The organism is Vibrio sp. V12_P9A6T4, assembly GCF_963874835.1.
In the GTDB taxonomy this organism is placed as follows: Bacteria; Pseudomonadota; Gammaproteobacteria; order Enterobacterales; family Vibrionaceae; genus Vibrio; species Vibrio anguillarum.
Map to the genome: position 1 here is coordinate 59577 of NZ_CAWNJO010000093.1, position 12856 is coordinate 72432.

Annotated in this window: 12 protein-coding genes and 1 pseudogene; 5 read left to right on the forward strand and 8 right to left on the reverse strand. The window is 43.9% G+C overall.

Annotated features, from left to right (window positions below):
- Positions 1-165 precede the first annotated feature (165 nt).
- From AACQ42_RS14785 to AACQ42_RS14800, 4 genes are read right to left on the reverse strand one after another with little or no spacing between them, the layout of a single operon-like run.
- Complete coding sequence (locus AACQ42_RS14785; protein ID WP_013857425.1) at positions 166-579, reverse strand: type IV pilus modification PilV family protein; 414 nt, start codon at positions 577-579, stop codon at positions 166-168.
- Positions 569-1876, reverse strand: coding sequence for a hypothetical protein (locus tag AACQ42_RS14790; RefSeq protein WP_094166382.1), 1308 nt, complete (start codon positions 1874-1876; stop codon positions 569-571). The genes AACQ42_RS14785 and AACQ42_RS14790 overlap by 11 nt, the downstream gene beginning before the upstream one ends.
- Positions 1867-2535, reverse strand: coding sequence for a PilW family protein (locus AACQ42_RS14795; RefSeq protein ID WP_094128274.1), 669 nt, complete (start codon positions 2533-2535; stop codon positions 1867-1869). The genes AACQ42_RS14790 and AACQ42_RS14795 overlap by 10 nt, the downstream gene beginning before the upstream one ends.
- A complete protein-coding gene (locus AACQ42_RS14800; protein WP_017043370.1) occupies positions 2513-3013 on the reverse strand; it encodes a GspH/FimT family pseudopilin in 501 nt (166 codons plus the stop codon). Before AACQ42_RS14800 ends, AACQ42_RS14795 begins: the two co-directional genes overlap by 23 nt.
- Before the next feature lie 102 nt (positions 3014-3115).
- On the opposite strand from AACQ42_RS14800, the gene AACQ42_RS14805 reads away from it, so the two are divergent.
- Positions 3116-3547, forward strand: coding sequence for a type IV pilin protein (locus AACQ42_RS14805; RefSeq protein ID WP_170888688.1), 432 nt, complete (start codon positions 3116-3118; stop codon positions 3545-3547).
- Between the two features lie 109 nt (positions 3548-3656).
- Here AACQ42_RS14805 and dnaJ read toward each other — a convergent pair whose 3' ends face one another.
- From dnaJ to grpE, 3 genes are all read right to left on the reverse strand, one after another.
- Positions 3657-4799, reverse strand: coding sequence for a molecular chaperone DnaJ (gene dnaJ / locus AACQ42_RS14810; RefSeq protein ID WP_026027474.1), 1143 nt, complete (start codon positions 4797-4799; stop codon positions 3657-3659).
- A gap of 286 nt (positions 4800-5085) precedes the next feature.
- A complete protein-coding gene (gene dnaK, locus AACQ42_RS14815) occupies positions 5086-6993 on the reverse strand; it encodes a molecular chaperone DnaK (protein WP_013857431.1) in 1908 nt (635 codons plus the stop codon).
- 344 nt (positions 6994-7337) lie between these two features.
- A complete protein-coding gene (gene grpE / locus AACQ42_RS14820) occupies positions 7338-7937 on the reverse strand; it encodes a nucleotide exchange factor GrpE (RefSeq protein ID WP_038148829.1) in 600 nt (199 codons plus the stop codon).
- 142 nt (positions 7938-8079) lie between these two features.
- Here grpE and nadK point away from each other — a divergent pair, with 142 nt between their 5' ends.
- From nadK to AACQ42_RS14840, 4 genes and pseudogenes are all read left to right on the forward strand, one after another.
- Positions 8080-8964, forward strand: coding sequence for an NAD(+) kinase (nadK, locus tag AACQ42_RS14825; protein WP_013857433.1), 885 nt, complete (start codon positions 8080-8082; stop codon positions 8962-8964).
- 635 nt (positions 8965-9599) lie between these two features.
- On the forward strand, positions 9600-11018 hold the full coding sequence (gene tnaA / locus AACQ42_RS14830) for a tryptophanase (protein ID WP_017043367.1): 1419 nt from the start codon (positions 9600-9602) through the stop codon (positions 11016-11018).
- Between the two features lie 116 nt (positions 11019-11134).
- A complete protein-coding gene (locus AACQ42_RS14835) occupies positions 11135-12349 on the forward strand; it encodes an aromatic amino acid transporter (RefSeq protein WP_094166384.1) in 1215 nt (404 codons plus the stop codon).
- A gap of 53 nt (positions 12350-12402) precedes the next feature.
- Positions 12403-12504: pseudogene (locus tag AACQ42_RS14840) on the forward strand (Rid family hydrolase); the annotation flags it as partial.
- Between the two features lie 54 nt (positions 12505-12558).
- On the opposite strand, the gene AACQ42_RS14845 reads toward AACQ42_RS14840, so the two are convergent.
- Complete coding sequence (locus tag AACQ42_RS14845; RefSeq protein WP_017047959.1) at positions 12559-12714, reverse strand: hypothetical protein; 156 nt, start codon at positions 12712-12714, stop codon at positions 12559-12561.
- Positions 12715-12856 lie beyond the last annotated feature (142 nt).

The following is a 12856-nucleotide window of genomic DNA, read 5'->3' on the forward strand; positions in this document are numbered from 1 at the left end:
AACCAAAGCACAAGCTTCTACAGTTTTTTACAAAAACGGGGACATATTTTGCAAAAATAGCATTCCACCACAACAATCCAAACACATTCTTATGCTCTTTTTTCCTACAAATCAGTAACCAATTTGCAAAATCAAATATTTCATTTTTGTATAAGCATCGAGACGCTAATCAAACTCACTGAACTGCGAAATCATGGTTTTCAGCTCAACCGACTGCTTATTTCCCTGACGATCATGCCAATAGGACTCAATATAAATGGTTTTCAGTGAGCCCGATAAAGAGACCGTTGGTACTGACCAACTGAGTGTATAAAAGGGATGTGAGTTATCTTGTCCGTTGACAATATCACTATCAAAATTCGCTGGCGTGAGAGTAGAAATCGCGGCAGAAGCGCCACGGCTACGAAACCATTCCAACTTTTGTTCGGCCAAATGTAGTGCTTCGATACTATGAACGGCAAAATCCGCCTTTTGCTCAACCAACACTTGTAATTTGACCAAACCCAGTGCCCCAACACCAATTAGAACAAACGATATCATCACTTCTATTAGGCTAAATCCTTGCTGTTTAGAGATCATTCCATGAACCTTTTTGCCATCTAGGTGGAACCGAAAAGGAAAAGCTGTTTTCAATATCACTGTTATATTGCAAACGTAGCGAGTTATAAAATAGTGCTATCTGACCTTGGGTATCAAAGGCCATTCCTCCGGTAAATTGAAAAGATCCCGACTGTAAGTAGGTAGCGTGCTTTGGCGTCAAGGTGGTAGCGCTGCCGTACAATGTTTTTATCGGTGCATCAAAATTAGCATTGAGATCCGCGATGAGTTCAGTATCAAATCCATTCCAATTTGCCGTATCAGCGGCAAATCCACTGTTAAAATGAAAGAGCACCCCTTGAATGCTGCCACTCCCTCGAATCCCTAACACGCCATTATGCACCAGCAAAAAAAGGTAAGTCCCAGGATGAGCATTTTGTATGGTTGACATTGTATCAATCGATGCTTGGTTCAGTTGACAACTGCCATCAATCCATACTTGATTGGGCTGACCAAGAACCAAAGCACCTTTAAATTTCGAAACACAATCAACATCACCACTGGTCATTGTGTAACTCAAGAACTTAAATTCAGTATCGTCGCGTGCTTTTTCCCATTCTCCTCGTTCGTAACCAAAGAGATCTTTAAATGGGTTTAGCGTTTCATCTCGGTAAATATCATTTTTGACATCGACTGCTTCATAAAGACCGCTACTATTTTTCCAAATACCGCTTTGTGAACTACTGTTCGTTTTATGCGTCGGCGCGCAATCGGCACTATTGTCAAAAACAGCGCTTGGTTTTTGAATAGCACTCCCAACACCATTATTTGTCACTCCCGCCGTAGCAATAACATATTTAGCAACGGCGATAGCCGCGCATTCATATTTCCCATCACTATTTTTGGGCCCGGGATCTGGTGGAGAAATAAGTGTAGAGCCAAACACTATTAAGTCTGAAGTAGAACGAATGGCTCCTGGACTTATCCCACGTTGAAACAGAATGTTCTTTTTCAACGTCGTCATTTGATACTGGGACATAAGTGTACTGGCGTTAGTAGGGTCTGCAGAGAGGTACGTTAACTCTAAATCGACACACAAGGTATTGAGGTTATTTGGAATTGAACTATTTTTATTGTTCACAATATGGCTATAACCACACTCAAGCCCCCCTTCTGCTCGCCAGTGCTGTTGCCTCGCTTGCACCTCATTTTGTGCTCGTTTGATCTGAAAAAAGAGCGAACGGTAGGAGCCTAATGCCACCACTAAAGCGAGCACCAACAAAAGCGTGGTGATCAATAACGTTACAGCGCCTTGCTGAGCTTGCTTCATTACTGCCAATTCCTTTGTTTTATTGCCACTCCAAATGATGTTGATACACGGCTATCCCCCACCAGCTCTGCTGCCATAGAGATCGTCATGTAGGCTGAGCTCACACCATTCGCCGCTAATGATGCTCGCTGGGCTTGAAAATGAGTCACATTAATCTGGTTAGTATCAAAAATAGCAGAGCAACCAGCCGTCGCTTGGGAAACGGTTTTGGCCCCTGAAATCACAGACGTCGGCCTGTCACAGACACCCAACGCGCCAGAAGTCATGACAAACCCAACATTTCTGATCTGTTTCGTTGCCCCTGTATCATCAAGGTAGGCATACGCGAGCGTTGATTGGTCGGCCGAAACAAAAACGATATCATCGCTATCCAATAACGTGAGTGAGTTACCATGACCGCCATCATAACCTGCACGTTGAATATCTTGTTTGAGGTATTGCAGCGCGCCCGTCACTTGTTGCAGTAGCAGTAGCTCCTTGCCTCTTTCGGTCGCTACCTTCTGCCCAGTGATGAATACAGAGCCGATAATGGCTATCGCAATCAAGCCAAGCATGGATGCCACCATGAACTCAATTAACGTTGCCCCCATCTGCTTGGTTTCAGCGATATGAGCTTTATAGGTATGCTTTTTTGCTCTCGGTATGTTAGCTGCACTGCTTAAAACCAAAATAGTCTCCTCCATTACCACATAGGCGCATTCGTCCTGAAGGTCTATAGGTCGTGAATTTGAGTGCACCTTGGTGTGTTGAAAAATCAAGGCTCCCATTTACAGCTCGGCCATTAATGGCTTCAAAATGGATCTGATTTGACGGGTAATTCACCCCCAATTCAATATTGCGATAAGGTTGCCCCGATAGCGATGAAATCACTTGCCCCCCGGGATAGGTTCCTGAATTAGTCAGCACGATTTGCCATTCACCTTGGCTATTAACCGAACCCGACATGACAATATGCGCCCATAGCGGCTGCTTTCTCATTACTGCTTCCGAACGGGCGCTCATCATCAAGCCATTAATCTCACCCGCTAAACGTTGCATCTTTTGCGTATCACTGACTTGTTTGAAATTGGGAGCCGCTATCGTGAGTAAAATAGACAAAACGGAAACCGTGATAAGCAGCTCAAGTAAAGTAAACCCGCGAGCCATTTCCCAAATTCCTATGTAATTAAAATATGAAACAAAATTCACCTTGCGCGAATGCTATCACCTAATAAAAATAGCGGGTAAATCAACAAGGAACTCCACGTGATGATTCGAAATTCTAAATGCAACAACCACAACCGGCGGTCGTTCGGGATGACATTGATCGAATTATTGATTGCGGTTGTGATTATTGGCGTACTGTCTGCAATCGCTTATCCAAGTTATACCAAGCACGTTTTAAAAGGACACCGAACCACCGCTCTCGCCGATATGGGGAGAATTCAACTGGAACTGGAGCATCACTACGATAAGGGTTATGACTGGAGCGGGATCATTTCAGGGGGAAATTGCGTCATCTGTGAAAGCGATGCTGAACGCTATCAGTTTTCAGTCACCAGCTCCGCAACCAGTAGCTACACCATCACCGCGACGGCGCAGAGCACCAGAGGCCAAGACAAGGATGAGTGCCTTACCAGCGATAAGGTCATGACATTGAAATCAACCAACGAATCCGCCCCAAGCGCATGCTGGAAATAGAACACCACAAAGGTTCAGTTTGTGAGGGGAGGACAAAGTCATCCTGTATCAGGAACGAATAAGGCCTGCATTGCAGGCCTTATTGGATAGATAATAATTCAACAGTGAATTAGCTGGTTAAATCATCGAAGAACTTTTTCACGCCATTAAAGAAACCTTCCGATTTAGGCTTATGCTTATTTGCCGCTTCACCACCGCAAGTTTCTTCAAATTCACGTAATAGTTCTTTTTGACGCGCGCTCAGTTTCACTGGTGTTTCAACCACGAGTTTGACAACCAAATCACCGATCGCCCCACCGCGTACGCCTTTCACACCTTTACCACGCATACGGAACATGCGCCCTGTTTGCGTCTCTTCTGGCACTTTCAAGTTTACACGACCATCGAGTGTTGGAACTTCAACTTCACCGCCAAGTGCCGCCATAGCAAAACTTACAGGGACTTCACAGTATAAGTTGTTGCCATCGCGTTCAAAAATGTGGTGCTCTTTGACGTGAACTTGTACGTACAAATCCCCCGCTGGAGCGCCCATTTCTCCCGCTTCACCTTCGCCAGATAAACGAATGCGATCGCCCGTATCCACACCGGCTGGAATTTTAACATTAAGCGTTTTGGTTTTTTGCTTACGCCCCTGTCCATGACACACGTTACATGGGTCTTTAATGATCTTACCTTTACCATGGCAAGTCGGACAGGTTTGCTGTACAGCAAAAAATCCTTGGCGCATCTGTACTTGGCCGTGACCATGACAGGTTCCACACGTTTGCGCAGACGAGCCTTTCTTCGCGCCAGTACCTTCACAAGAATCACAATGGACCAGTGTTGGCACTTCAATCTCTTTCGAACAACCACGAACGGCCTCTTCTAAAGACAGTTCCATGTTGTAACGCAAGTCAGCACCACGTTGTGCACGCGCTTGACCACCGCCCCGGCGACCACCACCGAAAATGTCACCAAAGACATCACCGAAGATATCGCCAAAATCAGCACTGCCGCCACCAAAGCCGCCACCGCCCATTCCGCCTTGTTCAAAAGCAGCATGACCGTACTGATCATAAGCCGCTTTCTTTTGCGAATCGGTTAAAATTTCATACGCTTCTTTTACTTCTTTAAACTTGTCCGAAGCGCTGTCATCCCCTTGGTTTCTATCAGGGTGAAACTTCATTGCTAGGCGCTTGTACGCCTTTTTAATATCGCGCTCAGAGGCATCTCGGCCTACGCCTAATACTTCGTAAAAATCACGTTTTGACATCTTCTTCGTCACCAATTTGTTACCGCAAACGACACGCTGCCGCTTGGTGTTTATATCGACCTAACTAATGGCTCTAGATTCTAGTGAATTCAAACTAAAAAGACACTGTTAGTTAGATGGACACCAATGAGTTTTCATTAATTACAGACATACGGGCGTAAGAGTTACCCCAAACGCCCGCATCATACCGTTGATTTCATTCTTCTCTTAGAGAAGTTAGGGTGGGTTAAACTCGCGAGCCACCCAACCCTAGCCCTCCCCGTTGAAAAGGAGGGAACTCAATCAATTACTTTTTGTCTTCTTTGACTTCTTCAAACTCAGCGTCAACGACATCGTCTTCTGCAGACTGTTGTTGGCCTTCACCCGCTTGTTGTGCTTGAGCTTTTTGCTGAGCGATCTCCATCAGTTTTTGAGCAGCAGCCATAAGCGCTTGAACTTTAGCGTCGATCGCTTCTTTGTCTTCACCTTTCTTCGCTTCTTCAAGCTCAGTAATGGCCGCTTCAATCTTCACTTTATCGTCAGCAGGAAGAGCATCACCCGCTTCTTCAATTTGCTTACGAGTACCGTGAATCATTTGGTCCGCTTGGTTACGTGCTGTCGCTAACTCTTCAAACTTTTTGTCCGCTTCTTTGTTTGCTTCAGCTTCTTGGACCATTTTCTCGATTTCAGCATCGCTCAAACCGCCAGACGCTTGGATAGTGATCTTCTGCTCTTTGCCTGTTTGTTTATCTTTCGCAGACACGTGCAAGATACCATCCGCATCCAAGTCAAACACAACTTCAATTTGTGGCATGCCACGTGGTGCAGCTTGAATACCTTCTAGGTTAAATTGACCTAGCGATTTGTTGTACATGGCTTGCTTACGCTCACCTTGTAGAACATGGATCGTTACTGCATTTTGGTTGTCTTCAGCGGTAGAGAATACTTGATTCGCTTTAGTTGGAATCGTTGTGTTTTTCTCAACCAACTTAGTCATCACGCCACCCATTGTCTCGATACCGAGAGACAGAGGCGTTACGTCAAGTAGCAGTACGTCTTTTACTTCACCCGCAAGCACACCACCTTGAATGGCCGCACCAACAGCAACCGCTTCATCTGGGTTAACATCTTTACGCGCTTCTTTGCCAAAGAATTCAGCCACTTTCTTCTGAACCATAGGCATACGAGTCTGACCACCCACTAGGATAACGTCAGTGATGTCGCCGACAGACAAGTCTGCATCAGCCAACGCCACTTTCAGTGGCTCAAGCGAACGCTGAACAAGGTCTTCCACTAGAGATTCTAGTTTCGCACGTGTCACTTTCACGTTCATGTGCTTAGGACCAGCAGCATCAGCGGTGATGTAAGGCAAGTTCACATCTGTTTGTTGCGCTGATGACAACTCAATCTTCGCTTTTTCTGCGGCTTCTTTCAAACGCTGCATCGCAAGTGGATCAGTTTTTAGGTTGATGCCTTGCTCTTTTTTGAACTCATCAACGAGATAGTTGATCATGCGGTTATCAAAGTCTTCACCACCAAGGTGTGTGTCACCATTAGTTGCTAGAACTTCGAATGTTTTCTCGCCTTCAACTTCATCGATCTCGATGATTGAAATATCAAATGTACCACCACCAAGGTCGTATACCGCGATAACGCGATCGCCACCTTGTTTGTCCAAACCATAAGCAAGTGCAGCCGCTGTTGGTTCGTTGATGATACGTTTTACTTCAAGACCTGCAATACGACCTGCATCTTTCGTTGCTTGACGTTGTGCATCGTTAAAGTATGCAGGAACCGTAATAACGGCACCAGTAACTGGCTCACCAAGAAAATCTTCAGCTGTTTTCTTCATTTTCTTCAGAACTTCAGCTGAAACTTGAGGAGCGGCCATTTTTTGGCCTCTTGCTTCAACCCAAGCATCGCCATTATCAGCCTTCACGATTTTGTAAGGCATGATTTCAATATCACGTTGAACTTCTTCGTCTTCAAAACGACGACCGATCAAACGCTTAATTGCAAATAGCGTATTGGTTGGGTTTGTTACCGCTTGACGTTTTGCAGGCTGACCTACTAGCGTCTCACCATCTGTATATGCAATTACCGATGCAGTTGTACGTTCACCTTCAGCGTTTTCAATAACGCGAGGTTTGTCGCCATCTAAAACAGCAACACAAGAGTTAGTAGTACCTAAGTCAATACCAATGATTTTACCCATCAGGCTATCTCCAAATAAATTCTATTTTTGTTTTATGCTACCCCCTATGTGGGGGAGGGAGAACAGGGTTTCAACCCTTACTCACAAACTAAACAAGGATGTTCGTTTCTCGTATGCCCAATAAATAAGGTCACTCAGCACCTTTTCAAGGGCAAAATTGAAAAAAGTTATGATATTTCGACTAAACAGCGTAAATAACGACTTTTTCAATCCCGAAATCACTTAATGAAGGTTTCTATCTCGACATTAATCGATTTCGACATAAAAAAGAGAGGCGACGTACACCTCTCTTTGGCACTGAATAAATTAACGCCAATAAAGCATTTGGCTTATTTCGCAACTCTTTACTTTGATACCATGACCATCGCAGGGCGAATCACTCGGCCATTCAACTCATAGCCCTTTTGCATCACAAACATCACAGTATTAGGTTCATGATCTGGGCTCTCTTGAATTGACATTGCTTGGTGCAATTCTGGGTTGAATGTTTCGCCTTCAGGATTAATCTCTTTCAAGCCAAACTTTTCAACTACGCCAATGAAAGTTTTGTGTGTCAGTTCCACACCTTCCACCAGCGGTTTCACCACTTCGTTCTCAGCGTCAGCAGCTTGAATCGTGCGCTCTAGGTTGTCTAACACTGGCAACAACTCTTCAGCAAAACGGCTCAACGCATATTTACGCGCTTTATCGATCTCTTGCTCTGAACGGCGGCGCATATTTTCAACTTCCGCTTTCGCTCTTAGCACCGAGTCTTTTTGCTCTTGAATTTTTGCTTCGCTCGACAGTAGCGCCGCTTCTAATTGCGCAATTTGGGACTCTTTCTCATCGACTTCAACTTGTTCGTTCCAATCGATATCCGCGTCAGTACCAACGACTTCAGCTTCTTGACCCACTACTTCTTGCTGTAGTTCTTCTTCTTTGATTTTGTTTTCTTCGTTGTTCATGATATCTCCAGAATCCAACTATTTTGCGCTTAACCTCCACAGTTCAAAAAGTTAAGCACACAAAAATTCGCACAAAGGCATAACTTGCCCTTATTATGGGGATGAACAATCCTGATTCAAGCCTAATTAGTTTGGAAAATTTATGAAAAAACCATTTGAAGTGATCGCTATCATTGGAAAACCAAGAGATCAACAAGCCATTCAAACACATAAAGAGCTTTATCAATGGCTAACTTCAATGGGATATCCGGTCTTTATTGATGATCGTCTCAGCGAAATATTGGAAGGTGTACCTGCGGAACATTTCGCTAGCTTGCTTGAAATCGGCAAAAAAGCAGACCTTGCGGTTGTGGTTGGGGGCGATGGCAATATGCTCGGTGCCGCACGCGTATTATCACGCTTCGACATTTCCGTGATTGGGGTGAATCGTGGCAATTTAGGATTTTTGACCGATCTCAACCCAGAAGATTTTCAACCAAGGCTACTTGCAGTACTCAATGGCGAATATTTAGAAGAACAACGCTTCTTACTGGAAACAGAAATTCATCGCCACGGGCAAGTCAAAAGCCATAATGCAGCGCTTAATGAAGCCGTATTACACCCCGGCAAAATTGCACATATGATTGAATTTGAAGTCTATATAGATAATAGCTTCGCTTTTTCTCAACGCTCTGATGGCCTTATCGTTTCTACCCCAACGGGCTCTACCGCTTATTCACTTTCTGGCGGCGGGCCGATTTTATCCCCCAGTTTAAACGCCATTACACTGGTTCCCATGTTCCCGCATACCCTTTCAAGCCGCCCCCTAGTTGTGGATGGCAACCGCCAGATAAAACTGCTGGTTTCACCTGATAATCGCGGAACACAGGAAGTTAGCTGCGATGGACAAGTATCCCTACCGGTTTCCCCCGGTGATGAAGTGCATATTTACCAAAGCCCAAATATTCTAAAGCTCATTCATCCTAAAGATTACAGCTACTATCACGTGCTAAGAAAGAAACTGGGTTGGTCGAGTAAATTGTTTTAAACCAACCTCTTCACCTTCTATTTACTGTCGACCTCGATTAATAATATCGAGGTCTTTTTTACAGGGAATCATTAATATTTAATGGGTTTTAAAATTTCCATTTATTTTCCATCATAAATTTACTTATCCTATAGCTGATTATTTGTGAGCCATGATTTATTCCATATTCAAGTTAAGGACTTCGATCACAATTATTATTTCTATCAATTTACTTACTGATCAACTTGGTTAAGAATCGTTCCATCAGTCAACCAGCTATAACTCACAACGGATTTAGATATGAGTAAAAATCTAAAAATTCAAGATAAGTTATGGTCAAGCTCCCTAGCTTGGTACACGCACGACTATCAAATCTCAATTTTACCATCTTTTGCACACGCCTAGCCTGCTTGGTTGTTTCTGCATTCTTTCGAATCCATTAAACAATCAGCATCAACACTAAATCTATTTATATCGCTTTTCGATACTTGCATTCATCTTTATTAATTTAAAGTTGTTGCTTGGTTATTCTCAAATAGATTTATTTCACTCGAATTTTATCGCTAATTATTTGGCGCGATATTTTTCACTCTAAATATATAAAGGGTGTTGACTAATATCGCCTGACGAAAATTAAATTATTCAAAGGTATTATCATGGAAAACTTTAAACACTTACCAGAACCCTTCCGCATTCGTGTTGTTGAACCAGTAAAACGTACAACACGTGAATATCGCGAAGAGGCCATCCTTAAAGCGGGTATGAACCCATTCCTTATCGATAGTGACGATGTATTTATTGACCTTCTCACTGACAGCGGCACAGGCTCTATTACTCAAAGAATGCAAGCAGCAATGCTCATGGGTGACGAAGCTTACAGTGGCAGCCGCAGCTACTATGCGCTGGCGAATGCGGTAAAAGATATCTTCGGTTATGAGTTGACTATCCCAACTCACCAAGGCCGTGGTGCAGAGCAAATCTATATTCCTGTTCTAATTAAAAAGCGTGAGCAAGAAAAAGGCCTCGATCGTTCAAAAATGGTGGCGCTGTCTAACTACTTCTTCGACACCACTCAAGGTCACACTCAGGTTAACTGCTGTGTGGCGAAAAACGTCTATACCGAAGATGCGTTCGATACGTCTGTCAATGCAGATTTCAAAGGTAACTTTGACATCGCGAAACTTGAAATGGCGATTGAAGAAGCAGGGCCTGCGAACGTACCTTACATTGTCAGCACGATTACTTGTAACTCTGCCGGTGGTCAGCCTGTCTCTATCGCTAACTTAAAAGCGGTATACGAGATTGCTCAACGCTACGATATTCCTGTCATCATGGACTCTGCGCGTTTTGCTGAGAATGCTTACTTTATTCAGCAACGCGAACCGGGTTATCAAAATTGGACTATCGAAGAAATCACTCGTGAAACCTATAAATACGCAGATGGTTTAGCCATGTCTGCTAAGAAAGATGCAATGGTTCAAATGGGTGGTCTGTTGTGTTTCAAAGATGAATCGATGATGGACACTTACACGGAATGCCGCACGCTTTGTGTGATTCAAGAAGGTTTCCCTACTTATGGTGGTCTTGAAGGTGGTGCAATGGAGCGTCTTGCTGTCGGTCTATACGATGGCATGCGTCAAGACTGGCTAGAGTACCGTATCGGCCAGGTTCAGTACCTTGTTGATGGCCTAGAAGCCATTGGGGTTGTGTGTCAGCAGGCTGGCGGCCACGCAGCATTCGTTGATGCAGGCAAACTATTACCTCATATCCCTTCGCATCAATTCCCAGCCCATGCTTTGGCCTGTGAACTCTACAAAGTAGCAGGTATTCGCGCGGTGGAAATCGGTTCGTTACTATTAGGCCGTGATCCTGCAACGGGTAAACAACACCCTTGTCCTGCTGAGTTGTTACGCCTAACCATTCCTCGTGCTACTTACACCCAAACGCACATGGACTTTGTTATCGAAGCATTTGGGAAAGTAAAAGAGAATGCCCACAACGTAAAGGGACTCGATTTCACCTACGAGCCACAAGTGCTACGCCACTTCACAGCCCGTCTAAAGGAAGTTGAATAATCACTAACTAAAGCGCGCCTAATTGGCGCGCTATTTCCTTCTAAATCGAGCAAAACAAAATCTATAAATTTAGCGGGCTTTTTCCTCAACATGAAACTTAAACAAGAGTAACGATTATGAACAATAATCCATCTTTAGTAGGCGGAGCTTGTATCATAGCAAGCGTCTGTGTCGGAGCCGGAATGTTAGGGTTACCGAGTGCGGGAGCCGGCGCTTGGACGACTTGGTCTCTTATCACAATTACCTTCACCATGATCATGATGACACTCTCGGGTTGGATGCTATTGGAAGCATTCAAGCGTTACGATCTTAAAGTGTCTTTCAACACTGTGACCAAAGACATCCTTGGCGATAACGTCAACCGAATTAATAATTTAGCAGTTTATTTTGTCGGCGGTATCTTACTTTATGCTTACATCACATCTTCAGGTTTAATTCTGGAAGGTGTTTTAGGCATCAATAACAAAATCACATCAGTCCTGTTTGTTGCTGTTTTCTCTCTTTTCGTTTGGCACTCTACTCGAGCAGTCGACAGGATCTCTATTGTTCTTATTGCCTTTATGGTACTGAGCTTCGTATTGGGTGTTTCTGGTTTAGCCGTTAACATAGATACTAGCGTACTTTTCGACCGCATTAACGAAGAATCCAATTATGCCCCATACGCTATGGCAATGTTACCTGTGGCCTTAACTTCATTTGGTTATCATCACTCAGTGGCCAGTATGCGTTCTTACTATGGATGTGAGCATCGCGCAAAATACGCCATTTTGGGCGGTACCGTTATCGCACTATGTCTGTACTTCCTGTGGATGGTCAGTATTTACGGTAACCTACCACGTAGCAATTTCGGCCCAGTGATTGCCCAAGGTGGTAACGTTGAAGTTCTGTTAGCAGCGTTAGGCTCTGTGATTGATTCAGACAAGGTATCGCACGCAATCAACACCTTCTCAATGGCAGCCATTCTTTCTTCGTTCATTGGAGTAGGCTTAGGTGTTTTTGATTTTCTGGCAGACCTGTTTAAATTTGAAGACAACAAACAAGGTCGAACTAAAACGTGGCTAGTGACATTTATTCCACCACTCACCCTTTCTTTATTGTTCCCTTTCGGCTTTATTCTGGCGATTGGCTATGCGGGTGCTGCTGCAACAATCTGGGCTTGCTTAATTCCAGCGTTATTGGCTCGTAAATCACGCACTTTAGAAGGTGGTCAAGAAGGATTTATGGCACCGGGTGGCAACGCAATGATCGGCATGCTGATCTTATTTGGTATCGCAACCGCAGTATTCCACTTTATGTCAATGATGAACCTATTACCGACATTCAGCGGTTAAGTCAGTTTCACTACACCAATGGCAATCCACTAATGACGAGAATTACGATGGTCTTTGAAAGCCACCAAGCCTCTTTTCCAGCGCGCTCATGCGTGGAAGTTGCTCGCCTGCCTATGGATGCGAAAGTGGAAATTGAAGTGATAGCGACCAAGTAAGCGCTATTCTCTAGATGATAAAAAAGACGCATCAAGCGTCTTTTTTATGTGAATTTATGCAATGTAGATTAACCCTAGCAAACCAACTACGGCGATTGTCGCGCCAAACACCATGACACTCGATAGTTTATCAGCCAATGTCGATTGGGATTTACCTTTTTCAGAGGTGCTTTTCTTTTCTAATAGCGAAAGAAGTGCTGAGTTCATCATTTACTACACCTTGTTACATTGTATACAGGTTGCGTATTCTATCTTTTTTGTGAACCTCGTCAAACTATTTAATGAGCATTTAATAATCAATTCAAAACTAATTAACCCCATCGAATGAAGTAAAATTCACTAGAAAGCCAGA

What these genes read in the sequence shown, in the direction of transcription:
- AACQ42_RS14785 (WP_013857425.1), bottom strand. Translation starts at nt 579, where the DNA reads ATGATCTCTAAACAGCAAGGATTTAGCCTAATAGAAGTGATGATATCG.
- dnaK (WP_013857431.1), bottom strand. Translation starts at nt 6,993, where the DNA reads ATGGGTAAAATCATTGGTATTGACTTAGGTACTACTAACTCTTGTGTT.
- tnaA (WP_017043367.1), top strand. Translation starts at nt 9,600, where the DNA reads ATGGAAAACTTTAAACACTTACCAGAACCCTTCCGCATTCGTGTTGTT.
- AACQ42_RS14835 (WP_094166384.1), top strand. Translation starts at nt 11,135, where the DNA reads ATGAACAATAATCCATCTTTAGTAGGCGGAGCTTGTATCATAGCAAGC.
- AACQ42_RS14800 (WP_017043370.1), bottom strand. Translation starts at nt 3,013, where the DNA reads ATGGCTCGCGGGTTTACTTTACTTGAGCTGCTTATCACGGTTTCCGTT.
- nadK (WP_013857433.1), top strand. Translation starts at nt 8,080, where the DNA reads ATGAAAAAACCATTTGAAGTGATCGCTATCATTGGAAAACCAAGAGAT.
- grpE (WP_038148829.1), bottom strand. Translation starts at nt 7,937, where the DNA reads ATGAACAACGAAGAAAACAAAATCAAAGAAGAAGAACTACAGCAAGAA.
- AACQ42_RS14845 (WP_017047959.1), bottom strand. Translation starts at nt 12,714, where the DNA reads ATGATGAACTCAGCACTTCTTTCGCTATTAGAAAAGAAAAGCACCTCT.
- AACQ42_RS14805 (WP_170888688.1), top strand. Translation starts at nt 3,116, where the DNA reads ATGATTCGAAATTCTAAATGCAACAACCACAACCGGCGGTCGTTCGGG.
- dnaJ (WP_026027474.1), bottom strand. Translation starts at nt 4,799, where the DNA reads ATGTCAAAACGTGATTTTTACGAAGTATTAGGCGTAGGCCGAGATGCC.